Origin of the sequence: Pseudomonas sp. 6D_7.1_Bac1 (assembly GCF_025465945.1) — a bacterium.
Lineage (GTDB): Bacteria > Pseudomonadota > Gammaproteobacteria > Pseudomonadales > Pseudomonadaceae > Aquipseudomonas.
In genome coordinates this window covers 263,328-289,464 of record NZ_JANLNW010000052.1, presented here as the reverse complement: position 1 = coordinate 289,464, position 26,137 = coordinate 263,328, and the positions used below count along the sequence as shown (strand labels likewise).

The following is a 26,137-nucleotide window of genomic DNA, read 5'->3' as shown; positions in this document are numbered from 1 at the left end:
GCAACACTCAAGGACGTCCCGATGAAAGCTTCGTTACTGCTCTGCTCCTTGCTCACGTTCAGTGTCCAGGCCCATGCCCAGAACGCGGCCTCGCATCTGGACCAAGTGATTGCACGCGGTCACCTGAAAGTCTGTACCACTGGTGATTACAAGCCTTACACCTACCTGCGCGCAGACGGCGGATACGAAGGGATCGATATCGCCATGGCCCAATCCCTGGCGAAAAGTCTGAACATTGACGTGCACTGGGTCCCCACCACCTGGAAGAACCTGATGACGGACTTTCTGGCAGACCGTTGCGATATCGGCATGGGCGGCATTTCGGTTTCACTGGAGCGGCAGAAAAAGGCCTTTTTCAGCGACACGCTGGGCGTCGACGGAAAAATCCCACTGGTGCGTTGCGAAGATACACAACGCTATCAAACCGTCGAACAGATCAACCAGTCTTCCGTGCGGCTGATCGAGCCAGCAGGCGGCACCAACGAAGTGTTTGCCCGTACTCACCTGCCCAACGCCACGCTGACCCTCTTCCCGGACAACGTAACGATTTTCGAGCAACTACTGGAGAACAAGGCAGACGTGATGATCACCGACGCCTCTGAAGCGCGGTATCAGCAGAAGCTCAAACCCGGTTTGTGTGCGGTCAATCCTGAGCAGTACTTGCAGTACAGCGAGAAAGCCTATTTGCTCCCTCGCGACGATGTGGCCTGGAAGGGTTATGTGGATCAGTGGCTGCACCTGAGCAAAGCCACGGGCGCCTATGATGCGGTGCTCGCGCAGTGGCTGGCCGTCCCCGGTCACTGAGCACTGGCCAGCGCCCTGAATGCTTCACTCGCCGCACTGCGATAAGCGCCCTTGCGACTGAGCAATGCCACCGTACGTTGTGGCAACGCCGGTTGCAGTGCCAACGGTCGCAACCCCGGCAACTCGCGGGCGATGGCCTCGGGGAGAATCGTCGCCAATGACCCGCGACGAACAATCTCGACAATCGCACTGATGGAGTTGGCTTCGATGGCAATGCGCGGTGCCACGCCCTGCTGGCGGCAATACAGGTCAATGTGCTGACGGGTTGCGAAATCGCCGCTGAGCAACACCAGCGACTGCTGGCCCAACGCCTGGGCGTCGAGTGATTGCTGCCGGACAAACCCTGGATGCGCCTCGCTGACCACCAGGCTCAAGGTTTCGGCAAACAACGCCTGGCTGTCGATGTCCGCCAGGTGACTGCCGGTGAACGCGATGCCGATGTCCAGTCGGTCTTCGGCGAGCGCAGCCTCGATATGGTCCTGGGTCATTTCCTCGACGCTCAGATTGATTCCCGGATACAGACTGTTGAAGCGCGCCAATAGCGGGCCGATCAGGTAAGCGGTGAACGTGGGCGTCATGGCCAACCGTAACGAGCCGCGCGTCAGATCCTGAACGTCGTGCATCGCCCGTTTGGCCGCCTCCAGGTCCTGCAAGGCCAGCCGCGCATAACGCACATACACCTCACCGGCATCGGTCAATCGCACCGTGCGCCCGGAGCGATCGAACAGCGGCGCGCCGAGCGAGTCCTCCAGTTGCTTGATCTGCTGCGACAGCGTTGGCTGCGAGACATGCAACGCCTCGGCTGCCCGAGTGAAGTTGCGGTGTTCGGCGACCGCGAGCAGGTAGCGAATATGGCGTAACAGCATGGCATCTCAACTATAGGCATGACTTATTGAAACCATAATAATCCGGTCTTGGACGCTATAGCTGAAAACTTTCATCCTTGCCCCATCAACGACGCAAGGAGAACACGCCATGCAAGACATCATCGACGGCTTCCTGAAGTTTCAACGCGATGCATTCCCGGAACGCAGCGAACTGTTCAAGCAACTCGCCACCACCCAAAGCCCAGGCACATTGTTTGTCACCTGTTCCGACAGCCGCGTAGTCCCGGAACTGCTGACCCAGCAAGAACCCGGTGACATGTTCGTCATCCGCAACGCCGGCAATATCGTGCCGTCCTACGGCCCGGAGCCAGGCGGTGTGTCAGCCACGGTTGAATATGCGGTCGCCGTGCTCGGCGTCAGCGACATCGTGATCTGCGGTCACTCCGACTGCGGTGCGATGACCGCCATCTCGACCTGCAAATGTCTGGATCACCTGCCAGCCGTTGCCAACTGGTTGCGTCATGCCGAGTCGGCCAAGGTGGTCAATGCCGCCCGCATTCACGCCTCGGCGCAAGCGCGCCTGGATTCGCTGGTTCGGGAAAACGTGGTCGCCCAACTGGCCAACCTCAAGACCCACCCTTCAGTTGCACTGGCCCTGGAGCAGGGTCGCCTGAACCTGCACGGCTGGGTCTACGACATCGAAAGCGGTTCGATCGCCGCTCTGGATGAGGCGACCCAACGCTTCGTCTCGCTCGCCGAGCACCCGACTACCTGTGCACTGACCCGCAAACAGCCACACGCCGCCTGACCCACATTTCTTACGTAACGAAAGAGGAAATCACCATGCTGCACTCTCAATTCGCTCAAGCCCCACGCCTGGCCCTCGCCGACACCATCATCGACGCCAAGGCACGTAAAAACCTCTCATGGCAGGACCTCACCGACGGCACCGGCCTGAGCCTGGCGTTCGTCACCGCCGCCCTCCTCGGCCAGCACCCGCTGCCGGCTGAAGCAGCCGAAGTGGTCTGCGCCAAACTCGACCTGGACCAGGATGCCAGCCGCTTGCTGCAAAGCGTGCCCCTGCGCGGCAGCATTCAGGGCGGCATCCCGACCGACCCGACTGTCTACCGCTTCTATGAAATGCTGCAGGTGTACGGTTCGACCTTGAAGGCCTTGGTTCATGAGCAGTTTGGCGACGGCATCATCAGCGCCATCAACTTCAAGCTGGACATCAAGAAAGTCGAAGATCCGGATGGCGGCTCCCGTGCGGTGATCACCCTGGACGGCAAATACCTGCCAACCAAACCGTTCTGATAGAAACCACGATCGCAGCCCCAGCAGGGGCTGCGATGTTGTGTGTCACCCGAGCGGTATTTAATTTTTAAATACCGCACATGACTTTCTGATTTGCCGACTCTCGCCCCGCGCCGCCTAATCCACACCTTGTCCCTCAAGGTATGGTTATGGAAAACGTTCGCGCCACCTCCCGCCCCGCTGTCTGGCTGATGATCGCCGTGATCCTCGTCGCCCTGAACCTGCGTCCGTCGATGGCCGCCGTCGGCCCGCTGTTGTCGGCCATTCGCGGCGATATCCCGTTGAGTTTCAGCCTGGCGTCGCTGCTGACCATGCTGCCGGTGATGGCCATGGGCCTGGCGATGTTCTTCGGCATGAGCGTCAGTCGGCGTCTTGGAGAACACCGGACGGTGGTGCTATCACTGCTGATCATTGGTCTTGCCACCGTGTCGCGGCTATTCCTCGACTCGGCCGCCGAACTCATCCTCAGTGCCGTGCTCGCAGGTGTCGGCATTGCGCTGATCCAGGCATTGATGCCGGCGCTGATCAAGTCCCGCTTCAGCGACAACGTCTCGTTGTTCATGGGGCTTTACGTCACCTCGATCATGGGCGGCGCGGCTATCACGGCGTCATTCGCGCCCTTGGTGATGACTCGTACCGGCAACTGGCGTATAGGGCTGGCGATCTGGGCGGTGTTGGCGCTGCTGGCCCTGCTGCTCTGGTACGGCCAACGCCACGCCGTCCCCGCACAACCGGCCACCGCGCACCGCAACGAAACGTTCTTCAGCAACTCCCGCGCCTGGCTGCTGGCGATTTTCTTCGGCTTGGGCACGGCGTCCTACACCTGCGTGCTGGCCTGGCTGGCGCCGTACTACGTCGAAAAAGGCTGGAGCGAACAGAACGCCGGCCTGCTGTTAGGCTTTTTGACGGCCATGGAAGTGCTCTCCGGTTTGCTGACCCCGGCCATCGCCAACCGCAGGCGTGACAAACGACGGGTTCTGGTGGTGTTGCTGGGATTGATCATGGCCGGCTTCTGCGGACTGATCCTCAGCCCGCAACACCTGAGCCTGCTTTGGCCGTGTTTGTTGGGCCTTGGCATCGGCGGCTTGTTTCCCATGAGCCTGATCGTTTCCCTGGATCATCTGGACAACCCTCAACGCGCCGGTGGGCTCACGGCGTTCGTGCAAGGGATTGGTTATCTGATCGCCGGGGTGTCGCCGCTGATCGCCGGGATGATTCGCGATCAACTGGGCAGTTTCGAATGGGCCTGGTGGTCATTGACGGCCGTGATGCTGCTGATGGTCCTGATGGTGTTGCGCTTTGACCCACGGCACTACGCCAAACACATTGGTTGATCAGGAGCACATTAATGAATCACTCCCGCTGAAGGTGTTCAGCCACTCAGGGCTTCTGTGGGACAGACGTCGTGTTCATTACTGTTTCTGTCCCACACTTGTCCGTGAATAATCCTACGGGCCATTCTCCTGGGACCATCGTTCCGTTAGCATCACTCGCACACGTTTGCGCACAACTTGCGCAACGAGCGGAGTGAGACAGTACGGATGCTGAACAGTAACTTGCTTAGAAAGCTCGACATGCAGGACCTCATGGTGTTCATCGCCGTGTATGAGCAAAGCAGCGTCACCGGTGTGTCTGAAGCGCTGTGTGTCAGCCAGTCCACGGTGAGTTACTGCCTGAAGAAGCTGCGCACCAGTTTCGAGGACGAGTTGTTCATCAATACCCGCACGGGTATGCGTCCGACCTACAAAGCCAGCACCATGTACGCACATGTGCTGAAGATTCTCGAAAGCATCAACCTGTGCCATGCCGGCGTTCAGGCGTTCGACCCGACGCGGCAAGCGGTGACCTTCAACATCTGTGCACCGGAATATTTCGAACACCTGATCCTGCCGCGGCTCTTGAAGAACTTCGATTTCGCCGACCTGCCGGTGATCGTCAATGTGCACAAACTCGAAACCGACATCCCGGCCGACGAGCTGCGCGATGGCAGCCTCGACCTGGTGATTTGCTTCGGCCCGAACTTTCATCGCAGCCACAATGACATCAGATCCCAGGTGTTGCTTGAGGACGATCTGGTGTGCGTTTTCGACAAGCGGGCGACGCCGCTGGAACCGCGCATCAGTCTCAAAGCCTACGTCGAACGCCGACACGTCTTCCCTACGCCATGGACCTCCACCACCAACATGGTCGACGGCTGGCTCGCCCAACAAGCGCACAAACGCCAGATCGTTGCGCGCTCCAACAGCTATAGCGCTGCGCTCAAGTTGATCACGGGGACTGATTTTATCCTGACCCTGCCCCGACGCATCCAGCACCTGCTGGCCAAAGACTCGGTCTTCAGCCACTGCGAAGCACCGAACGGCGTGCCGGGGTTCACCCTCGACATGCAGTGGAGCCAAACCAGCGATCTGGACAGCGCCAACACCTGGCTACGCGAACAAGTGGTCAAGGCTTGCGCGGAACAGGGTTTTCTCTGACGGGCAGCGCGCAGAAAATCAGTGGCTGATGGCAGTCTTGGTGTAGGAATCGCGGTCAATATCCAGAATTTCAACGCACAGTTGCACATCAACACTGGCGGGCCATTCGCACAGATCCTGCAACACCGCCAGCAGGCTCTCGGACAATTGCTTCTTGATCGCTGGCGAGCGCCCGCTCAGCACAGCCAGCTTCACATGCACAAAACCACGCTCACCCACCCCGGTACCGACCCGGAATGCGCCGACCTGCACCGCACGGCTCTTGATATCGAACTCCGCGGAAAACTGCCCGGACGCCACCAATGCATTGTTCAAGCGCAACAGCGCCACGTCGGCATTGAGGTCCGGCAGGTTGGCGGTGTATTCCATGTGCAGGTGAGGCATTGCGATGCTTCCTAAGGATTGAATGAAGGGTCGTACCTATACCACAGAACAATCCTGCTCTTGCCCACGAAAATACCGCGTCGATCAATGCTCCTGCGCCGGGAGCGACTCGCGCAGTGCCAGCGTTTCCCAAGCCGCCACCAGAATCATCACTGCGGTCGTCAGCCCGCCCAGCAGCAACGCTGAAAACAGCTGATTCAGCGCCACAGGCAATAGCGCGAGCAGTAATGCCAGGCCCACCAGATGAGACAACGGCGGCAGAATCCGATCGGCCATTACCCACTTGAACAGCGCGCAACCGAGCAAAAACAGCCAGGGCCCCGCGACGATCACGATGATCCCGGCGTCGCTCGCGTGCTCCGGGTGCACCAGCACCAGCTCATCGGCCACCGCGCTGACGATGATCCCGGCAGCGATCAAGACATGCAGGTAGGTGTAGGCGATCCGCGCCTGGCGACCAGGGTCGCTGGAGTGTGCAATACGGTGGTGAGCGCGCTCGGCGCCGCTGTCAAAATACACCCACCACATGGCCACGCTGCCCAGCACGGCAATCAGAAACCCCGTCAGTGCCTGTCCGTTCAGCAGCAGATCGGCGAAGGTTGCACCGGTCACCAGCAACGACTCGCCCAACGCAATGATCACGAACAAACCACAGCGCTCAGCCATGTGATTGCCTTCGACGTTCCAGTCGGCCAGCGTCGAGCAGCCAAGGCCCGGCACCCAGAAGTACAGCGATGGCGAGATCAGTTCGATCAGTAATGCCAGAGCCCAGCAGGCCAGACGCCGATCGCCGTCAAGCAGCGCGCCGCTGATCCAGAACACCCCGGACAGCACCATCCACGCCAGAATCCGCTGGAAGTTGCGGGTCATGTTCAGGGGCTCGCCGCGCACCGCCCAGATCGCGAACAGCGTGCGGCCGACCTGCATGAAGACAAAAGCTGCGGCGAACATCAATCCACGGTCGGTAAAGGCCTTGGGAATCGACGACGACAGCAACAGGCCAGCGACCATCAAGCCGAACAGACCGAGGCGGATCGGCAGCTTTTCCGGGTCGAGCCAGTTGGTCACCCAGGAGGTGAAGATCCACACCCACCACACCGCCACCATCATCAATGCGACCTGCACCGCGCCGCCTATCGTCAGGTGCGCCAGCAAAGAGTGGGAAAGCTGGGTGACGGCGAACACGAACACCAGATCGAAAAACAGTTCGACCATGCCAACCTTGCCACTGTCATGGCTGCCGCGCCCACGCAACAGAGAACGGGAACTGCTCATGGGATGGGTCTCCGGTCAGTCATCGGGAATACGCATGGAGCAAAGCAGTACAACACCGAGCAGGCAAGGTGTCGGTACTGGCCGTCAGAGCAGTTTGACGCCCTGCGTCTCGGACAAACCGCGCTCGCTCATAAAGGCTTCGAGCCGGGCGCGCAGCCAGCGTTCGGCGGGGTCGGTATCCACGTGACTCAGCCAGACCATGGACAGGTCCAGGGTCGGCGTTTTGAACGGGAACGGCTCCTTGAACAACTGGCCCGAGGCAGCCATCGCCGCCGCCGCGTAGTCCGGCAGGCTGGCAATCAGGTCAGTCCCCGCCAGCAGGACCGGCAAGGCACTGTATTGTGGCACCGAGAGCACCACTTGGCGTTTGCGACCGATCTCGGCCAGCCACTCATCGGCAAAACCGCTGACATTGGCCGTGTGCGAGACCAGCACATGGGGCCGCGAACAGTACTCGTCGAGGGTCAGTGGTGTATCGGCGGCATCGGCGCGCAGTATGCAGGGCTGAATGTGTCGCAACAGTTTGCGCTTGGCATTGGCCGGCAGGCCGCGGGTCTGGCTGATGCCGACCGTGATGTCACCGGACGCCAGCAAGTCCGGGATTCGCCAGTAATCGACATGCTGAACCACAAACACCACTTGCGGCGCTTCCTGACGCAAGGCGCGCAACAGGGGCGGCAGCAAGCCGAATTCGACGTCATCGGACAAACCGATGCGAAAGGTCATGGTGCTGCTGGCAGGATCGAAGTCGCGGGTCAGGCTCAATGCAGAGGACAACGCATCCAGGGCCGGCGAGAGGTACTGAATCAGCTCCTCGGCTCGCGCCGTCGGTTCCATGCGGTGGCCGACCCGGATAAACAACGGGTCGTTGAACATCGCGCGTAAACGGTTGAGTGCCGAACTGATGGTCGGTTGCCCGAGGAACAGCTTCTCCGCCACCCGCGTCACGTTGCGTTCAAGCATCAGCGTCTCGAACACCACCATCAAATTGATGTCGGCCTTACGCAGTTCATTGCGATTCATCAGCGGCTCCCGGTCCCCAAGACTGGGAGCAGTGTAGAAAGGCCTGGGGGCCGGCGTCTACGCACCCGCGCAACTGAGCGACATTGTCGACCGAGCGCAGTGCAGAGCCGGCAGCCCGGTTCACTGCACGGTCAACGCCTGTAACCCGATTGCCAGCTTGCGCGAATCCTCGCTCATGCCGAGCTCTCTCGGACTGATTGCATTGGCCAAGTGAAACTGGATCCGTAGCACACCCTGCTGTGCGATGAGCTTTTTCACCTCGGCTGGCAGGGCGATTTCAATCATGTTCGCCTCTGGCTTGATCAGGCTGGTGGCAAGGACCCGAACCTCATTGACGCGAACTTCCAACGACTGACGCAGGTGTGTCGGGGCCAGTAAGGCAGTGGTTTCGAGCAGCAGCGAATGCACGTCAGCCGTGGGCCGCAGGATGATTTCCGCATCGGAACCTTCTGACCAGGTCCCCCACGGTTCGTTGGCAGACCAGCCTTTTGCCAGATAGGCCGTCGCCGGGCTCCCTGTCTGGAACGGCATCCTTTCACTCTGCTTGAGCAATGGAATCAAATCCAGCGGATTGACCGCATTGACTGCGGGACAATCGGCACATTGTTTCCAGCCTGGAGCCAGTACGTTCAAACCGTCGATTCTGGCCAGAACATCGGTGTTGCTGTCGAGGGAGACTGCCGCCTGGAGCAGCGCCCTCTCGTCCAGTACATACAGGGAGTCGGTGTCATACTTTCTGGAGTCGAAAGTCAGGTCCGCCTTGCGTTGTGCCGCCTCTACGGCCACGGTACTCACCCTGCCCAGATAGACCGCATCCGTCCCCAGACGGTGAGTGCCCGCGTAATCTGCCAGCGTCAACCACTGGGCCGAAAGGTTTTGCGGACGAACCCAGCGCACCTTCTGATAGTGCGACGCCGCACTCTGCCAAAACGAGTCAACCAGCGGGGTGTTCCATTTCGGTGCCGGCGAAACCATCAAGATTTTCCGCGCCCCCGCCCAGCCCGCCCGGGTATCAGCCACCTGGATCACCAGAGCAATGGCTAACAGCACCAACGCCGTGCGCGGCGTGTGCCCGCGGACAACCACATAGATGATGGCGAAGGTCGCCACATACATGACTGGCCAGATCATCCGCCCCGATGCCCGAAAAATACCCGCGGTGGAAACGACGAACTCAGGCAACGGATAGTCGAACTCGAATGCACCAATGCCGACTTTATTGGAGACAGCGAACAGGGCAAGCCCCAAGAGAGCGATCAGTAACACCGGTCGTCTGCGCACTGCTGCGACAACGTTGCTGTTACCTTGCAGCATCAACAGTAAAGCGCAAATGCCCAGGAAAATGCCCCCCAGCCCAGGGAACGCGAAACCTTCACTATCGCCCGGAGCGCCAGGTATAGCGTTGAGTACGTAAGACCAACTGCCGGCATCGAAGAACGTCAGCACATTCGCGCGAAACAACCCATAACCGAGCGTGCCTACGCCACTGCCTCCAACACTGAAATAGCCGGCCTGCCAGCAGCACAAGCTGACCAGAAGAAACAAGCCAACCAGCTCGATCAACGCCTTGGGCAGCGTCAGGTGACGTTGTAAGGTTTTAGCCACGAGATCGGCAATCCAGATCAGCGCGACCATTGCCAACAGGTAGGCATGCACCAGTGCCGTTGTAGCCAACAGCGCGCCCCAGGCCAGGCGGCGCTTGTCGGTATAGGGGCGCAAGGCCAGGTACACGGCGGCCAGAATCAGAAAATGGCCCGCCAGGGACAGGTGTATACCCAATCGAGCAATCATCGCAGGGGTGAAGAGAAACAACCCCGCGCCCAGCAGGCGCAATGTCACATTGGCGGTGACCAGCCCCATCAGCTTCCAGGCAAACCAGCTCTGGAGAATGAAACACGTCAGAAACCAGAGACCGAAATACTGGAAAGGCTCGGGAAGCAGCGCAGCAAAGGGTTTGAAGATCAACGCAAACAGCGGATTTGAATCCGAGAATATGACGGCGTTACCCAGCTCCAACCCATAGGACGGATTGAGCCCCAGCGGAAACGACCAGGGTGCATTCCTGAAAAAAACCCAACCAAGGTAATGGGTCGCCGGGTCCCCACCATCCAGCCAGGCGATGTTCATCGGGTTCAATGCCCGAGGGCCGACAACGATTAAAAACGCCAGAATCCCCATGAGAACAGGCAACATCGAGATTGCCAGGCGCTTTCCAGAAAACTTCATCGATACGTCCAGAAATTATGCAAAACAAAGGTGAATGCCGGAATGGTCAGCGCTACGGCGACGATCCCCAGCAAATAATGAAGCCCGGCCATTTGCGCGGCCCAGGCCACCAGCATCGCCAGCAAAAAACCGGCGCCCGAAACCATCATGAAGCGCATCAGCGTCCGGCCGTGTAATCGACTGGAAAAGCTCCAGGTCGTGTTGACCACGTAAGAAACCACGGTCGCCACAGCAAATGCCACGCCGTTGGCAATGGGTGGCAGCGCCAGTACGTAGTTGATGAACAGCACGGCCACCACTGCATGAAGGGCCGTGACGAACAACCCGGTCACGGCAAAACGCAGGCCACGCTTGATCAGGGCTGACTTTTCGGCTGACGTCACGGCTTCTGGGCCAGGACAAACACCGTCAGACCGGCCAGGCGGTTCGCGCCCATGAACGGAAGTTCGATACTGCACAAGGTCTTCAGCAGCGTATTGACCAGCGGATGATGCTGCTTGAGTTGCGAGCGCGGCGGTGAACGTTGTGTGCCTTTGGGCAACAGCCGCAGCATCGCCGCAATCGGGAACACCGCACCGAAATAGTAAGCCCCTTGCTTCACCGTCAACCCGGCGTCACTGGCCACCGTTTCCAGTTGCGCCAGGGTGTAGCGGCGTTTGTGTTCAAGAAAGTCATCGTGCCCGCTCCAGAGAAACTGGAACGCCGGCACCGTCATCAGGAAACGGCTACCGGACGGGACTTTATCGACGTAGGCCTTGAGCAACCCGACGTCGTCATCGACATGCTCCAGCACGTCCATCAGCAGCACTAGATCGGCGTCCACCGAATCGATCGAACGCCGGTAGTGCACCGGTTTACCGGCGGTTGTGGCTTCCGAGTCCGCGTCGTAACTGATGTCCACGCACCAGGCCTCGGTGGCAGCTGTCCGGGCCAGTAAATGATGGGAAAAGAACCCTGAACCGGCACCTACATCGAGAATCTTTTTAACTGGGGTATTGCCCAGCAGACGCGTCGTCGCCGCCGCTTTTGACAAGTAATACCAGTGCTGGTCAATGCTTGAACCGAGGATGTCGGTTTCCTTGAGATCCATGGTTCAGTCCTTGGCGTTATAGACACGCCGCACCAGATAAACCGGGCGGCGCTTTGATTCGATGTAGGTTCGGCCCAAGTACTCACCCAGCACCCCGATGCCAATCAGTTGCAGGCCCCCCAGAAAGGTGACGGCCACCATCAGCGAGGCGTAGCCCGGGACATCGACCCCGGTAAATAGCGTGCGCAACACAATGAACGTGGCGAACGAGAAAGAAACCACGGACACGAACAACCCCAGATAGGTCCAGACCTTGAGCGGGTCGGTACTGAAACTGGTGATGCCTTCCAGCGCGAAATTCCACAAGCGCCAGCCGTTAAACTTGGATTCCCCCGCCACCCGCTCCGGCCGCTCGTAATCGACATGGGTGGTCCGAAACCCGACCCAGGCGAACAAACCTTTCATGAAACGCCGGGACTCCGGCAAGGTCTGCAAGGCATCGATCACGCAGCGGTCCATGAGCCGGAAATCACCGACATCCTTGGGCAGAGGTTGATCAGAAATTTTGTTGTGCAGGCGGTAAAACCAACTGGCCGAAGTTTGCTTGGCCCAGGAATCGTTGTTGCGACTCACACGATGACCCAGCACCACTTCATAGCCTTCACGCCAACGGGCAATCATCTGAAGGATGACTTGCGGAGGATCCTGCAGATCGACGTCGATAGGCACTACCACCTGGCCGGTGGCAGTCTGCAGGCCGGCGGTCAATGCCGCTTCCTTGCCGAAGTTGCGACTCAGATCGACGATGCGAACACGCGGATCAGTCCTCTGGCGCTCCAGAAGCAGATCCAGCGTGGTGTCGGTACTGCCGTCATTGACGAACACCATCTCCAGACCGACCAGCGCCTCATCCTTGAAGACGTCAGTAATCCGCGCGATGAACAAATCGATAGTGGCCGCTTCGTTGAACACCGGGATGACGAGCGACAGCTCCACATGCTCGGCCAGTTGCGTTCCATGCTGATGAGTCAATTGATTGCTCTTTTTTATAGTGATTTTTCTACAATCTTCGGTCGCCGACTGATTTTCAGCGCCATGAGCCGAGTCGTATTAAGCAGGAGCCCGGAAGGTGATGCAAGGGCGAAACTGCGGCGGTTTTGGCCATTCACTCGAGGCTCGGATGCGCTGTAGGAAACACCTTCAAACTATTAGAAACAAATGCCCGATAGCCAAAAAACCCAGCTCCGCTAGGCTTGCTTCAATGCGCCACACAGGATGTCGCAATAACTAATCGCATGGAGCGAGCTGAATGTATTTTGAGATTTATAGGCAATCGAAGGGCACCCCGAGCACCGGCAAAGGGCAGTGGCGCTGGCGGTTGAGGGCGGGTAATCACGAGACGGTTGCCAGTGGGGAATCGTATGTGAACAAGGCGGATTGTTTGCATGTGATTGAGTTGATCAAGGGGGTTGAGGGGGGGACGCCGGTTAAGGAGATTTAAGCTCCAGGAAGCAGCTGCTCATACGTAGTGAGCAGCTTTGACACTTCCAAGGAGCCGACGATGCAAGCAAATGCAAACACCAGACCCGTTGAGCGCTGACTGGAAGGTCTGTTAACTCGACGACACCCCGGCGTGAAAAACATCACGTTGGATCAAGGAATCAGTAATTTCCTCTTGTGCTCTCCCTCGGCCAATCAGCCAGCGTTGAAATGCCCGACATTGCGTTTTCTGCAAAGTATTAGGGTGCCAACTCAGGTAATACGGCGAAGGAAGAGGCATGGCTCGCTGCCAAGGAATGATCAAGCGCCCTTCATCGATGTCACGGGCAATCATCGAAAACTGCGCCAGTACTATGCCTTGGTGATCGATAGCGGCTTGAATAGCCATGCTGGACGAAGAAAAACTGCGACGTATGGCAATTGCCTGCTCGACGGCGACACCCTCTAGCTCAAACCATTCGGCCCAAGAGGGGGGTGAATCAAATTTCGGCCGCGAATCGATACGGATAAGCGGGTGTTGAAGCAGGTCACCGGCATGCTCCACATGGCCTGGATGACCTAAAAGCGTCGGTGAACATGCCGGCACCACACAATCGCGGAACAGTACAACGCTATGCCCGGCATAGTGGACAGGCTCGCCATAACCGATACGAAAATCTGCGTTTTCCTCCTCCAAAGTGTCCGCCAGCGTGCCATCCAGATAGATGTCGAGATCACCATCCTCATGCTGCCATTCGTAGGTGAGAGGCGCCAGCCACTTGGTCATGAGAGAAGGCAGGCCACTGACATACAAATTGTTGGGGTTTTTCGACCTCTCTACTTCGGAAACGGCGGCTCTCAACTCTTCAAATGCTATAGAACACCGCGCATGAAAACGCTGGCCAATGGCGTTCAGCCGCAAGCGCTGTCCCTCCTTGATCGTCAAGCTCATGCCCAGCGCCTCATCAAGCAACTTCATCTGCTGACTCACCGCGCCCACAGAGATGTTCAGTCGCTTTGCGGCTTGGGATATACCGCCGCAGTGACCGACGGTTTCAAATATTTGGAGGGCTCGTAAGGGCGGTAAGCGACTCATGGCGATGTGAAGGTCTCGAAAGCATTTAAGTTTAGAAATTCTAGTAAATTTGACAGAAATTGCCATATTTTCTTCATTTTAAAATCGCTTTAGTCTTCTCGCACGCTCAATCGGGCGATGGCTCGGTCGGCCCAGCACCCCAATCATTTCGTTTCTCGGGAGTTCGCAATGAAAGCTCATCCTCAGCAGATCACTCAGGTCGTCCTCGGCGATAGAGAACCTTCCATCGAAGAGTTCGTAGCTGTATCCCGTTATTCAGCCAGGGTGTCGTTTTCCGAGACTTACAAGAACCGCGTGAAAAAGTCCCGTGGTTTGGTCGAGCGTTTCCTCGATGAGAATCGCTTGGTCTATGGTGTGACCACGGGGTTCGGCGATAACGTTCGGCATGTGATTTCGCCGCAGAATGCCAAGGAGCTTCAGATCAACATCGTGCGCTCCCACGCCGTCGCAGTGGGTGAGCCGCTCAAGCGTGAACAGGTTCGTGCTATCCAGTTGATGATTCTGGTCAGCCTTGGCAAAGGCTTTTCGGGGGTGCGCCTGGAGTTGTTGGAGCTGATTGCCGGCCTGCTCAACAACGAAGTAGTGCCGTTTGCGCCAGGCGAAGGTTCGGTGGGGTATTTGGCAGTCGAGGGGCACCTGGCATTGGTACTGCTAGGCGAAGGCCAAGCCAGGGTCAATGGCGGTGAATGGGTGGATGGCGCCACCGCGCTTAAACAGGTCGGCCTGCAACCAACAGACCTGCAGTGCAAAGAAGGCCTGGCCATGCTCAATGGCACCATGTCGGTGACCGCCATCGCCATTCTGGCACTTTACAACGCCATGCAGACCGCCTCGCTGGCCGACGTCGCCGCGGCTCTTTCGCTTGAAGTGTTAAAGGGCACGATTCGCGCATTCGACCCTCGTTATCACTCGGTCAAAGCACACAAAGAGCAGGCGCAAACCGCCAGGGATATAAGGGCGATGCTGCACGACAGTCAGCTGATCGCCGAAAACATCGACTACCGGCTTCAGGACGCCTATAGCCTGCGCGCCATTCCTCAGGTGCATGGTGCTTCGAAAAGATTCATCGATCACGCCCGGGAAAATATCGAGAACGAAATTCACTCCTCGGGTGACAACCCGATCATCTACCCGCTTGACGACGGTGACGGCATTGCCATCTCCGGCGCCAACTTCGACGGCAGCTACATCGGCATGTCAGCGGATTCGTTATGCGTGGCACTGGCCAACCTGGCGAAGATTTCCGAGCGCCGTATCGACCGTATGGTCAATTCGCACTTCAGTGAAATGCCGGCGTTCCTGGTGCGCAACCCGGGCCTTAACAGCGGGTACATGATCCTTCAATACACGGCGGCTGGCCTGTACGCGGAAATGAAGACGCTATCGTTCCCCTCCTCTGTCGACAGCTTCTCGACCTGCGGTAACCAGGAGGATCTGGTCAGCCTCGCTTACAACGCCGCCATCAAGGCTTACAAGGTTTCCGAAAAACTGGAGTCAGTGCTGGCGATTGAACTGCTGGTGGGATGTCAGGCGTTGGACTTCCATGATGTACACAAGGCCTCCAGCGTCACCAAGGCGGTATATGATCTGGTACGTAGCCGAGTCCCGGTAGCCGACAACGATCGTGCATTCTATTCGGACATGATGAGTGTCACCGAACAGGTACGTAGCGGTGAGGTACTTGCCACCGTACTGAAAAACCTGAAGTAAATGTGTTGGACTCCAGGGCTGTCCTTTGGCCGTCAAGGGAATGCGTTTCGCTGCATCTCGACGACTGAAGGGTTGCCTTGGGGCCGAGCCTGGATTCATACCGGGTGGACAGGCAGCCGTTTCCTAAGCACACCCAATTGTTACCGAACGTCCCGGCGTGACGTAATTCCACGCTCAAGTAACTGCCGTCACGCCTTCGAAAAATTTCTCGAAGAAATTGCCTCCCGCCAAACCCTTGTCCCAAAAGTGCTCCCACCAAATCCCAAGGCTTATTGAACAGTGATCCAACAAGTTGGCCGCTTGATTGCATACTCTTGTATGTACAAGTAAATATGTGTGCGCAAGAGTCACAGCGAGGGGTCAAGCCCCCTGGTCACAGGTGTAACTCGACAACAACCATTGTGTGAGGCTTCACATGTCACAGGCTAAAAAAATTGTTATCGCCGATGCGCCGTTGCGTTGGCAGGATGTGGTCGCAGTTGCCCGGCACGGTGCTGTGCTTGAATTATCGGCTCAAACCTGGGCGCGGATCGACAATGCCCAGGCCATCGTCCAGCGCATCGTCGTCAGCGGCGAGCGCGCTTATGGCGTCAATACCGGCTTGGGTGCACTCTGCAATGTCTCGCTGCAAGGCGAACAACTGAGCCAGCTGTCGCGCAATACATTGCTGAGTCACGCTTGTGGCGTCGGCGCACCGCTGACCGACGAGCAGACACGGTCGATCATGTGTGCGGCGATCATAAACTACAGCCACGGTAAATCCGGTCTGCATCGGCAAGTGGTCGAAGCGCTGCTGGACTTGCTCAATCGCGGGATTACCCCACAGGTACCGTCCCAGGGTTCGGTCGGTTACCTGACTCACATGGCGCATATCGGCATCAGTCTGCTGGGGGTCGGCCAGGTCAGTTATCGCGGGCAGATCGTCTCTGCGCAACAAGCTTTGGCTGAAGAAGGCTTGAAGCCGGTTCAGTTGGGCGCGAAAGACGGGCTGTGCCTGGTCAACGGTACGCCGTGCATGACCGGCCTGAGCTGCCTCGCCCTCGCCGATGCAACCCGCTTGCTCCAGTGGGCCGACGTGATCGGTGCCATGAGCTTTGAAGCCCAGCGCGGTCAGATCGACGCATTCGACGCTGAAATCATCGCCCTCAAGCCGCATCCGGGGATGCAGCAGGTCGGCATCAACCTGCGCGGCCTGCTCGATGGCAGTGAAGTGATTGCCAGCAGTAAAGGCATTCGCACTCAGGATGCACTGAGCATCCGTTCGATCCCGCAAGTGCATGGTGCGGCCCGTGATCAACTTGACCACGCGACCCGACAGATCGAAACCGAACTCAACTCCACCACCGATAACCCGCTGGTTCTGGGTACACCGGATAACTACCGGGTGATGTCCCAGGCCAACCCGCACGGCCAGTCGGTGGCCTTGGCTGCCGACTTGCTGGCGATCGCCATAGCGGAGATCGGCTCGATTGCCGAGCGTCGCCTGGACCGTTTGATCAACCCGCACGTCAGTGGCTTGCCGGCATTTCTGGTGAGCAACCCTGGGGTTAACTCTGGAATGATGATCGTCCAGTACGTTGCCGCTTCCCTGTGTGCGGAAAATCGTCAGTTGGCGCAACCGGCGGTGCTCGACAACTACGTCACATCGGGCCTGCAGGAAGACCACCTGAGCATGGGCACCAACGCTGCGCTGAAACTGCATCGGGCGCTGGAAAACTGCACACAGATTCTCGCTATCGAATATCTGCTGGCCGCCCAAGCCTTCGAATTTCTCAAGGCCGACTTTCTCAAAGGGCCATGCTTCGGTGCAGGCACGGATGTCGCTTGGCGACTGCTGCGCGAGCGCGTTCCGGCCTATGACCATGACCGCTGGCTGGCGCCAGATATCGCCAGTGCAGCAAGCGTTTTGAAAGACCCGCAATTGCTGCAAACCGCTCTACCGGGCCTGCACTAAAATCGATTCCCGAGCAGCGTGCCAAGCCGCAGCCATTCATAAGAGGCTGCGGCGGATAACGATTGATGCTTGATTCAATTCCTTCCATTTTCCGCTTAAGTTTGACGCTGCCAGTCCCCTCGCCACAAAAGCACTCACCCAATCGTTCCCCATCACGCACCAACATCTCTCAATTTGTTACCGAGCGCCCCGGCATGGCGCAATTCCACGCTCAAGTAACAGTCGTCACACCTTCGCAAAATCTCTCCAGAAAGAATCACCTCCCGCCAAAACCTCGTCCCAGGGGCTTTTCAGCCAGATTCAACACTTTATTGAATACCCACCCAGCAAGTTGGCCGCTTGATTGCATACTCTTGTATGTACAAGTAAGTATGTGTGCGTAAGAGTCACGAGAACTTCTTCGCACCTTCCACTATTTCGCTTGTAGCGCAATGCCGCGCACAGGCTTGCTCGCCCACTGCCTGGGCTGGTTTGGATTAATTGCTGAGGAGTTTTTTTCGTGACCGAAAATAAGCCTACCCCGCCACTTTTACCAAGCACCGTGACGTCGAAATCCGCGCTCGAGCAGGGCCTGAACCTGCCGATGATCACCGGTTGATCTGTAGGTCAGGAGCACATGGAGATGGGCCAGCTGTCCAGGCTGAGACCATTATGGGTGCGAATTAACCGGCTGAACTGGCAGGTTGGCTTTTATGGTTTTGTCTTGTCTGCACAAGAACCGTTGTGCAGACAGGCATTGGAGATTCGGCCTGAGCCGGATCAGTTCGCAACACTCCATTGATTAGGCAGGAAGTATCAAGATGTCGAAGAAATCAAGCTGGTTGGGTTCTGTAGCGCTCAGTGCAATGGTTCTGGCCTGTGCTCCGGCACTGCAGGCCAAAGAATGGACTACGGTGAATATTGCAACCGAGGGCGCCTATGAACCCTGGAACCTGACGCTGCCAGGTGGAAAAATCGGCGGCTTCGAACCGGAGCTGATGGATATCATCTGTCCGCGTATGAAGCTCAAGTGCAACATTGTCGTACAGAACTGGGATGGGATGATCGCCAGCCTCAATGCCGGTAAATTTGACATGCTGATGGACGCCATTGTCATCAACGATGAGCGCCAAAAGGTAATGGCCTTCTCGATTCCTTACGCCCAGACACCTGCAAGTTTCGTCGCGCTGAAAGCCGATCTGTTGCCTGGCAAAACCGGTAGCGAAGCAGCCATCACCCTGGGTAAAGATGCCAAAGAAGTACGCGCCGGAGTTGAAGAGCTGCGCAAGGCACTCAAAGGTAAAACCATCGGTATCGCCTCCGGCACAATTTACACGCCATTCATTGATGAGAACTTCAAGGACGTTGCGACCATTCGTGAGTACGGCAGCTCAGCCGAAGTCATTCTCGATCTGCTGGCCGGCCGCATCGACGTCGCTTTCGATGACGTGACATTTTTCAATTCGGTGATGGACAAGCCTGAGAACAAACCGCTGACCTATACCGGCCCAGTGATCAAAGGCCCTATCTGGGGTGAAGGGGAAGCTCTGGGCTTCCGCCAGAAAGACCCTGAGCTGAAAGCCAAGTTCGACGCAGCGCTCAAGGAAGCCATGGCTGACGGCACGATCAAGACACTTAGCGAGAAGTGGTTCAAAGTAGACCTCACACCTAAGTCTTGACCCTGAATTGCCCGGCACCGTGAAGGTTGCCGGGCGGCTTAAACCTTCTAATAAGACGGGACCCTCTATGAACCTCTTGCAGCTACTCAGTTTCGGTGACTCAGGCTGGGGAATGGCGCTGCTCAAGGCAGCGGGCATGACCGTGGTATTGACCCTGGCAGCCCTGCTGGTGGGTGCGGTATTTGGCAGTCTGGTCGCTGCCGCCAAGCTATCCCGTCAGCGCAGTTTGCGCTGGCTGGGGGATCTGTATTCGATACTGTTCAGGGGGATCCCCGAGTTGCTGGTGATCTACCTGTTCTACTTTGGCGGTGCCAGTGTGGTGACGGCGGTTGGTCACTGGTTCGGCGGTGAAGGCTATATCGACGTGCCACCTTTTCTGGTTGGCGCGTTGGCGGTCGGGCTGATTTCCGGCTCCTATCAGGCCGAAGTCTACCGTGGCGCTTTTCTCGCGGTATCGCGGGGCGAACTGGAAGCCGGACTGGCCATAGGCATGACCCGCGCTATGCGCTTCAAACGGATTCTGGTCCCCCAGGTGCTGCGATTCGCGTTGCCCGGGCTGGGTAATGTCTGGCAAATGAGCCTGAAAGACTCCGCGCTGATTTCAGTCATCGGTCTGGTGGAATTGATGCGTGCCAGTCAGGTCGCTGCCGGGTCGACTCGTCAATATTTCACGTTCTACATCATCGGGGGCATCGTGTACCTCATTCTCACTGGCCTGTCCGGTCGGCTTTTCCATATGGCTGAGGCTCGCGTGCGTCGCACGCGGCAGCGCAGTCCAGTCTAGTTCGAGTCGGGAGCGCTACTTATGATCGATTTTCCGTTCCTCGCTGACACCATGCTCAAGCTTTTGGCAGCGTTGCCCACAACGCTGACGCTATTTTTCAGCTCATTGGTGATCGGCCTTACCTTGTCTGTAGGCATTGTCAGCCTGCGGGTCAGCCGCTGGTGGTTTTTCAGCTATCCGGCGCGGTTCTACATCATGTTGTTTCGCGGTACGCCGCTGCTGATTCAAATGTTCCTGATTTACTACGGGCTGGGCCAGTTCCCGGCCATTCGCGATAGCTTCGCCTGGGTACTGCTCAAGTCGCCTTATGGCTGCGCGGTGGTTTCACTGGCCTTGTGCACCGCCGGTTACACAGCCGAAATTATTCGCGGCGGGTTGCTTAGCGTGCCACAGGGGCAGATCGAGGCGGGCAAGGCCGTCGGCATGTCGCCCTGGGAACTGTTACGCCGGATCATTGCGCCAGTCACCCTGCGCCAAGCCCTGCCGGCCTACTCCACCGAAGCCATTTTGCTGGTCAAGTCCACGGCTCTGGCCAGCCTGGTGACTGTTTGGGACGTCACTGGCGTCGCGCAACAGATCATCCAGCGTACCTATCGCACGATGGAAGTGTTCATTTGCGCAGCCCTGATCTACCTGGTGCTGAATTTCCTGGTCGTCCGTATTGTCGCCTGGCTCGAGTATCGCCTCTCGCCGCACTTGCGTGAGCGGCCAGTTGACGCCATCAAAAAAGCCAGCCCCTCGCTGCCTTCCCATTCCTGATTTGATACGGAGCATGCCATGAGCACTCAGCCCGCTTCAGCCTTGTCGGTAACTAACATTCAGAAGTCCTTCGGCAACGCACATGTCCTCAGGGGCATTTCCCTGGACGCCCACAAGGGCGACGTGATCTCAATCCTCGGTGCCAGTGGATCAGGTAAAAGTACCTTCCTGCGTTGCATCAACCTTCTGGAAACGCCCGATCAAGGCATCATCAGCGTCAATGGTGAAGTGATCGAAATGAAGCAGCATAGCGACGGCCGCCAGACACCGAGCAACAGCCGCCAGGTCGAGCGCATGCGCAGTTGCCTGGGTATGGTGTTCCAGAGCTTCAACCTCTGGTCGCACATGACGGTGCTGCAAAACGTCATTGAAGGCCCGATGCGGGTGCTCAAACGTTCCCGTGCCGAATGCGTTGAGGAAGCAGAAGCCCTGCTGCACAAGGTTGGCCTGTACGATCGCCGCGACTACTACCCAGCGCACCTGTCCGGTGGCCAGCAGCAACGCGTAGCGATAGCCCGCGCACTGGCGATGAATCCACAAGTCATGCTGTTCGACGAACCAACCTCGGCACTCGACCCTGAACTCGTTGGAGAGGTTTTGCGCGTAATGCGCTCTCTGGCCGAAGAAGGCCGCACCATGCTGGTGGTCACACACGAAATGGGCTTTGCCCGTCACGTGTCAAATCGGGTGGTGTTCATGCATGGCGGCCTGATCGATGTGCAGGGTACACCGACGGAACTATTCGAAGGCTTGCCCACCGAACGCTTTCGGCAATTCGTCTCCAGTCATCATGAGAGAAGTACCGAATAAGCATGGCCCAGCCCCTGCGCTAGCCGCCTGAGCCTGATGCGAGAAGTGCCGCCTGCCCGGCCAGCAGTTGCCCGAGCTTGCGGCCACTGAACCGGATCTGCGACAGGCTCAGGGCGGTGAACCCGATCATCACCGCCGCCGGCCGTCGCACCTCCTGACAGAATTCGCTGACCGGTTGCAAGGCCAGCCCGATGGCGCTGGCACGGCGACAGAAGTCGGATTCGTCGCTGCCCGCAGGCAACTCCAGGACGAAGTGCAGACCGGCATGTTGCCCGGAAACCGAATAACCTCCCGGTGCCTGTTCCGCCAGGCAGGCCAGCAGCGCGTCACGGCGCTCCTGATAGGCCTGGCGCGCCGAGCGCAGGTAACGCACGAACGCCCCGCTCCTCATGTATTCCGCCAGCGCCGCCTGCTCGGTGACCCCAACGGAGCGGCCGGTGGTCTGCAGGGTAGCCAGCAAGCGATTGCGCAATGCCCTGGGAACCAGCATGAAACCGATGCGCAGCCCGGCGAACAGGGTCTTGTTGAAGCTGCCGCAGTAGATCACCCGGTCATTGCGGTCCAGGGCCTTGAGGGCCGCCAGTGGCGCGCTGTTGTAGTTGAATTCGCTGTCGTAGTCGTCCTCCACCACCCAGGCATCGGTCCGGCTGGCCCAGTCCAGCAGGGCCAGGCGCCGCGACACCGAGAGGGTCACCCCCAGCGGCGACTGGTGCGCGGGCGTGACATAGATCAGCCGGGCATCGTCGTGCCGGCGCAGCGCCTCATCGTCGATGCCGTCTTCGAGGACCGGGATATACACCAGCCGCGCTCCGGCCATGGAGAAGATCCTTTTCGCCGACAGGTAGCCCGGATCTTCGACACACACCTTGTCGCCCTGCGTCACCAGGCTGCGGGCCACCAGATCCAGGGAGTGGCGAATGCCCGTGGTCACGATCAGGTCGTCCGGCTTGCAGCGGATGCCACGGTACTTGGCCAGGTAATCGGCAATCTGTTCGCGCAGGGCCAGCATGCCGCCCGGGTCCGGCGAACAGAGCAACTGCGCCGAGGCTTCGGCCATGGCCTTGGCCACCGCCCGCGACCATACACGAATGGGGAACAGCGCCGGGTCCGCCAGGCGCGCCACGAAGGGCAGCCCAACCCTGACCGCGGTCTCCAGCGGCGGTGCCGCTGGTGTCTGCTGCTCCCGCGCCTCTAGGGCCGCCCGGGCCTGCGGCGCGCGGATAAAGAGATCGGGGACCACCGCACCGACCCGGGTCCCCGAACCCGACACCCGGGTCACATAACCTTCGCTGCGCAAGCGGTCGAAGACCGTTTCCACCGTCCCCCGGGACAGCGACCAGCGCTGCGCCAGGGTCCGCGTAGAGGGCAGCTGGCTACCGGCGGGCAGGAGTTTTTCCAGGATCGCGCCGCGCAATGCCTCATAGGCGCTTTCCTGTTTGGTCAACACCCGACTGCCATCGCTCAGGCTGCAGGGCTGGGGAAGATCAAGGGGAACGGAAACCTTTCCTCGGCTCATAGTGGTCCAGTCGAAATACTCATAAACGGCTCTCAGAATTAAACCACAAAGCGCCTAACGTCGCGGCCCTGAAATGGATACCCGAGAGCGACATGGCTTCTACAACACAACACCCCGAATTCACCCTCGCGGTCATTGGAGGCGGTGGCGCCTGCGTGGCGTTCCTGCATCATTTCGTCGCGTCGATCAGCGCCGAACAGGCCCAGGGGATGCGCATACAGGTCTTCGAACCACGCAACAGCATCGGCCCGGGTCTGGCTTACCATCCGGATGTCGACTCGCTGCTGCTCAACCGCGTGGCGGAAACCATGTCAGTGTGCGCCCGGGATTTTTCCACCTTCAGCGCCTGGTTGCGCTGGAAGGCCCACCACGCCGAAGAACTCAAGACCGTTTCCAATACCGACCTGGCGGAAACCTTCGTGCCGCGCGCAATATTCGGGCGTTTTCTCAGCGACTTCTTCGCCGAGACCTGCGCCATGGCCCGTCGCAAGCACCTGCAGATCGAAGTGGTGCAGGCTCATGTCACGGCGATCGGTAAGGACAGACGCTACCGCCTGAGCGCCGCCGGCTCGACCCATGTCGCCGACCGAGTGGTGCTCGCCGTGGGAAATACCGGTCCACGGGATCATTACGGACTGGACGATCATTACCGCTTTATCCGCAGCCCCTACCCCATCAGCGAACAGATCGCCCCAACCCTGATCGGCCAGCGCATCTGCGTGATCGGTAGCGGCCTGACTGCGGTGGACGTGGTGCTCAGCCTCCAGGCACTGGGGTTCACCGGCCAGATCGACATGATCTCGCGCAGCGGTCGGCTGCCCTTCGTCCGCGGCCTGCCCGGGCCGCGCCACTCGCTGCGGTTCCTCACCCTCGCGGCCCTGGAGCAACTGACTCAAGGCGGTGCCCGACAGCTAGCGCTGCGCAGCCTGTTACGTCTGCTGCGGGCCGAGTTGCGGGCGATGCACTGCGACTGGCGAACACTTTTGCGCTCCGACAGCGACCCGTTGCAACACTTGCACGAGGAAGTCGAGGCCGCGACCCAGCGCCGGGACTGGCAGTTGGTCCTCGCCGCCACCAACGAAGTGATCGAGTACGCCTGGAACGCCTTGGACAGCGCCGACCAGCAGACCATCACCCAGCATTTCGCCAAGGACTGGCTGGCCCGTCGCGCACCCATGCCGCTGGCCAACGCCCTGAAGCTCAAGGCCCTGATCGAAACCGGCAGCCTGCGCCTGCTGGCAGGCGATGTGCGATTCGAGGGGCAGCATGAAGACCTGATCAAGGCCCGTTACGCGGCGACCGCCGAAACCTGCGAATACGACTACGTGGTGAATGCCACCGGCGCGGCCAAGTGGGTGGAGTGCGAGCAGGACTGCGGCGTGCTCTGGCAACTGCAACAGGACGGCCATGCGCTGCGCGACGAACGAGGCGGTCTGCAAGTGGAGTTTGCCAGTGGCGCACTGCTCGACCGGCACCGACAGCCCGATCCGCACCTGCGCCTGCTGGGCCATATGACCAGCGGCACCTATTTCTTCGTTTCCTCGCTGGAAATGATCGCCAAGCGTGCCCGGCACATGGCCGAAGACCTGATCCGCGGCCTGCCCCCGTACCTCTCGACGCCTGCCGCTCCCCTCGCCTCGCCATTGCTCGCCCCTACGGAGTAACCCATGCCTGTAAAATCTCACCTGGCACCCTGGATCTGGTCGGTGCTGTTGTTGGCGGTCGTCTGCCTGCCACGTGTCACCATCGACATCTACCTGCCCTCGTTGCCGGCGATGGCCGATGCCCTGCATGCCAGCGATGCCCAACTGCAGCTGACCCTCACCCTGTACATGGTCGGGTACGCCTTTTCGATGCTGATCGGCGGCCCGCTCTGCGATCGTTTTGGCCGGCGGCCGGTGCTGATCGGCGGCACGGCGCTGTACCTGGTGGCAACCCTGGTGTGCGTGCTCGCCCGCGATGTCGAGGTGCTGATCGTCGCCCGGATGCTCCAGGCCCTCGGTGGCTGCTGCGGCACGGTGATTGGCAGGGTCATGGTCCGCGACCGTTTCGACCGCCATGAACAGACCCGCCTGCTTAGCCGGATCTCCATGGGCATGGCCATTTCGCCGATGGTGGCCCCGATTATCGGCAGCCTTATAGAAACCGCCTTCGGCTGGCGTGGGGTGTTTGTGGTCCTGACCGTGATTGCCGCGCTGACACTGATCCTGATCAGCCTGCTGTTACCGGAAACCCGTCCGCCCGCCCAGCCCGATACGCGCCAGCAAGGCACCCTGCGCATTTACGCGCGGCTGCTGCGCGACCGCTATTTCCTGCGCTACTCCCTGGCCATAGGCTGCGTGTATTGCACGTACTTTCCATTTATCGCCGAGTCCTCCGCCCTGCTGCAACGCACCCTGCGCCTGTCCTCAATGGAATATGCCCAAGTGTTCGCCGTCACTGTGGCCGGTTATGTGCTGGGGTCCAATCTGTTCCGCCGCCTGTCCGTCAGACACGACGCCGATACCCTGATCGGTTACGCCATCGCCCTGAACCTGGTGGGCTCGTCGCTACTGATCATGGCCACCCGGCTCTGGCCCGAGGCGGTGCTGTCGATCGTCTGCCCGATGCTGCTGATCATGCTCTCGGTGGGTATTGCCATCCCGGCCTGCCAACTGGCGGTACTGCAACCCTTCTCGGCCATTGCCGGTACCGCTTCCGGGCTGTTCTTCTTTATCCAGATGGCCATGACCGCGGTGTGCGGCTTCGTCACCGGCAAACTCTCGGATGGCAGCGTCTACCCGATGATGATCATGACTTCGATATGCAGCATCAGCTTCTGCCTGGTCTGGCTACTGTTCAAATCAGAGGCTGCCCCGCTGGACGAGGCGCTGGGCGAACGCTGAAGCGGCGCACCAGGAACGGCTTTTCGCGGCACGCCCGCAGCCTGAACCCGCGCCGCCGGCGATCTGTTATTGCCCCCCGCCGCTGGCCAGGGTGAAGGGATTGCAGGCGGTGCCTTGAGCTTACGC

General features: G+C 59.1%; 24 protein-coding genes. 14 read left to right on the top strand and 10 right to left on the bottom strand.

The window, feature by feature from the left end; genetic code table 11:
- Positions 1 to 21 precede the first annotated feature (21 nt).
- Entirely contained in the window at positions 22 to 804 is a 783-nt protein-coding gene (locus NTD87_RS14425) for a transporter substrate-binding domain-containing protein (RefSeq protein WP_262114625.1), read from the top strand.
- Here NTD87_RS14425 and cynR read toward each other — a convergent pair.
- Positions 798 to 1,670: a transcriptional regulator CynR gene (cynR, locus tag NTD87_RS14420; protein ID WP_262114624.1), complete on the bottom strand. Its 873-nt coding sequence runs from the start codon at positions 1,668 to 1,670 to the stop codon at positions 798 to 800. The genes NTD87_RS14425 and cynR overlap by 7 nt on opposite strands.
- A 109-nt stretch (positions 1,671 to 1,779) precedes the next feature.
- Between cynR and NTD87_RS14415 the strand changes: the two genes are divergently transcribed.
- The 4 genes from NTD87_RS14415 to NTD87_RS14400 all read left to right on the top strand — a co-directional run bounded on the left by NTD87_RS14415 (position 1,780) and on the right by NTD87_RS14400 (position 5,422).
- Complete coding sequence (locus NTD87_RS14415; protein WP_262114623.1) at positions 1,780 to 2,439, top strand: carbonic anhydrase; 660 nt, start codon at positions 1,780 to 1,782, stop codon at positions 2,437 to 2,439.
- A gap of 35 nt (positions 2,440 to 2,474) precedes the next feature.
- A complete protein-coding gene (gene cynS / locus NTD87_RS14410) occupies positions 2,475 to 2,945 on the top strand; it encodes a cyanase (RefSeq protein ID WP_262114622.1) in 471 nt (156 codons plus the stop codon).
- Positions 2,946 to 3,094: 149 nt separating this feature from the next.
- The gene (locus NTD87_RS14405) at positions 3,095 to 4,279 is read left to right on the top strand and encodes a cyanate transporter (RefSeq protein WP_262114620.1); all 1,185 of its coding nucleotides are present in this window, start codon (positions 3,095 to 3,097) and stop codon (positions 4,277 to 4,279) included.
- A gap of 207 nt (positions 4,280 to 4,486) precedes the next feature.
- Positions 4,487 to 5,422 carry a LysR family transcriptional regulator gene (locus tag NTD87_RS14400; RefSeq protein ID WP_262114618.1) on the top strand — a complete coding sequence of 312 codons (936 nt, stop codon included), beginning with the start codon at positions 4,487 to 4,489 and terminating at the stop codon, positions 5,420 to 5,422.
- An 18-nt stretch (positions 5,423 to 5,440) separates the two neighbouring features.
- Here the strand turns inward: NTD87_RS14400 and NTD87_RS14395 are convergent, their stop codons facing one another.
- From NTD87_RS14395 to NTD87_RS14365, 7 genes are all read right to left on the bottom strand, one after another.
- The gene (locus NTD87_RS14395; protein WP_262114617.1) at positions 5,441 to 5,806 is read right to left on the bottom strand and encodes a 5-carboxymethyl-2-hydroxymuconate Delta-isomerase; all 366 of its coding nucleotides are present in this window, start codon (positions 5,804 to 5,806) and stop codon (positions 5,441 to 5,443) included.
- 84 nt (positions 5,807 to 5,890) lie between these two features.
- Positions 5,891 to 7,081 (bottom strand): low temperature requirement protein A, encoded by a 1,191-nt coding sequence (locus tag NTD87_RS14390; RefSeq protein ID WP_262114616.1) that lies wholly within the window; start codon positions 7,079 to 7,081, stop codon positions 5,891 to 5,893.
- An 84-nt stretch (positions 7,082 to 7,165) separates the two neighbouring features.
- A complete protein-coding gene (locus NTD87_RS14385; RefSeq protein ID WP_262114615.1) occupies positions 7,166 to 8,104 on the bottom strand; it encodes a LysR substrate-binding domain-containing protein in 939 nt (312 codons plus the stop codon).
- Positions 8,105 to 8,224: 120 nt separating this feature from the next.
- Positions 8,225 to 10,330: a DUF6311 domain-containing protein gene (locus NTD87_RS14380; RefSeq protein ID WP_262114614.1), complete on the bottom strand. Its 2,106-nt coding sequence runs from the start codon at positions 10,328 to 10,330 to the stop codon at positions 8,225 to 8,227.
- Positions 10,327 to 10,713, bottom strand: coding sequence for a GtrA family protein (locus tag NTD87_RS14375; protein WP_262114613.1), 387 nt, complete (start codon positions 10,711 to 10,713; stop codon positions 10,327 to 10,329). The genes NTD87_RS14380 and NTD87_RS14375 overlap by 4 nt, the downstream gene beginning before the upstream one ends.
- Positions 10,710 to 11,420 carry a class I SAM-dependent methyltransferase gene (locus NTD87_RS14370; protein ID WP_262114612.1) on the bottom strand — a complete coding sequence of 237 codons (711 nt, stop codon included), beginning with the start codon at positions 11,418 to 11,420 and terminating at the stop codon, positions 10,710 to 10,712. Before NTD87_RS14370 ends, NTD87_RS14375 begins: the two co-directional genes overlap by 4 nt.
- A 3-nt stretch (positions 11,421 to 11,423) precedes the next feature.
- Positions 11,424 to 12,392, bottom strand: coding sequence for a glycosyltransferase family 2 protein (locus NTD87_RS14365; protein WP_262114611.1), 969 nt, complete (start codon positions 12,390 to 12,392; stop codon positions 11,424 to 11,426).
- Between the two features lie 277 nt (positions 12,393 to 12,669).
- Here NTD87_RS14365 and NTD87_RS14360 point away from each other — a divergent pair, with 277 nt between their 5' ends.
- The gene (locus tag NTD87_RS14360) at positions 12,670 to 12,861 is read left to right on the top strand and encodes a YegP family protein (protein WP_262114610.1); all 192 of its coding nucleotides are present in this window, start codon (positions 12,670 to 12,672) and stop codon (positions 12,859 to 12,861) included.
- A gap of 111 nt (positions 12,862 to 12,972) precedes the next feature.
- Here the strand turns inward: NTD87_RS14360 and NTD87_RS14355 are convergent, their stop codons facing one another.
- Positions 12,973 to 14,001, bottom strand: coding sequence for a LysR substrate-binding domain-containing protein (locus NTD87_RS14355; protein WP_262114609.1), 1,029 nt, complete (start codon positions 13,999 to 14,001; stop codon positions 12,973 to 12,975).
- Positions 14,002 to 14,103: 102 nt separating this feature from the next.
- Between NTD87_RS14355 and hutH (NTD87_RS14350) the strand changes: the two genes are divergently transcribed.
- From hutH (NTD87_RS14350) to NTD87_RS14325, 6 genes are all read left to right on the top strand, one after another.
- Positions 14,104 to 15,645 carry a histidine ammonia-lyase gene (gene hutH / locus NTD87_RS14350; protein WP_262114608.1) on the top strand — a complete coding sequence of 514 codons (1,542 nt, stop codon included), beginning with the start codon at positions 14,104 to 14,106 and terminating at the stop codon, positions 15,643 to 15,645.
- A 415-nt stretch (positions 15,646 to 16,060) separates the two neighbouring features.
- Positions 16,061 to 17,599, top strand: coding sequence for a histidine ammonia-lyase (gene hutH / locus NTD87_RS14345; RefSeq protein ID WP_262114607.1), 1,539 nt, complete (start codon positions 16,061 to 16,063; stop codon positions 17,597 to 17,599).
- An 893-nt stretch (positions 17,600 to 18,492) separates the two neighbouring features.
- Positions 18,493 to 19,257 (top strand): transporter substrate-binding domain-containing protein, encoded by a 765-nt coding sequence (locus NTD87_RS14340; RefSeq protein ID WP_410017492.1) that lies wholly within the window; start codon positions 18,493 to 18,495, stop codon positions 19,255 to 19,257.
- Positions 19,258 to 19,324: 67 nt separating this feature from the next.
- A complete protein-coding gene (locus tag NTD87_RS14335) occupies positions 19,325 to 20,041 on the top strand; it encodes an ABC transporter permease (RefSeq protein ID WP_262114605.1) in 717 nt (238 codons plus the stop codon).
- Positions 20,042 to 20,062: 21 nt separating this feature from the next.
- Positions 20,063 to 20,800 (top strand): ABC transporter permease, encoded by a 738-nt coding sequence (locus NTD87_RS14330; protein WP_262114604.1) that lies wholly within the window; start codon positions 20,063 to 20,065, stop codon positions 20,798 to 20,800.
- 18 nt (positions 20,801 to 20,818) lie between these two features.
- Positions 20,819 to 21,610: an ABC transporter ATP-binding protein gene (locus tag NTD87_RS14325; protein WP_262114603.1), complete on the top strand. Its 792-nt coding sequence runs from the start codon at positions 20,819 to 20,821 to the stop codon at positions 21,608 to 21,610.
- A 19-nt stretch (positions 21,611 to 21,629) separates the two neighbouring features.
- Here NTD87_RS14325 and NTD87_RS14320 read toward each other — a convergent pair whose 3' ends face one another.
- Entirely contained in the window at positions 21,630 to 23,126 is a 1,497-nt protein-coding gene (locus NTD87_RS14320) for a PLP-dependent aminotransferase family protein (protein ID WP_262114601.1), read from the bottom strand.
- 92 nt (positions 23,127 to 23,218) lie between these two features.
- Between NTD87_RS14320 and NTD87_RS14315 the strand changes: the two genes are divergently transcribed.
- Positions 23,219 to 24,790 (top strand): FAD/NAD(P)-binding protein, encoded by a 1,572-nt coding sequence (locus NTD87_RS14315; RefSeq protein WP_262114600.1) that lies wholly within the window; start codon positions 23,219 to 23,221, stop codon positions 24,788 to 24,790.
- 3 nt (positions 24,791 to 24,793) lie between these two features.
- Complete coding sequence (locus NTD87_RS14310) at positions 24,794 to 26,011, top strand: multidrug effflux MFS transporter (RefSeq protein ID WP_262114599.1); 1,218 nt, start codon at positions 24,794 to 24,796, stop codon at positions 26,009 to 26,011.
- Positions 26,012 to 26,137 lie beyond the last annotated feature (126 nt).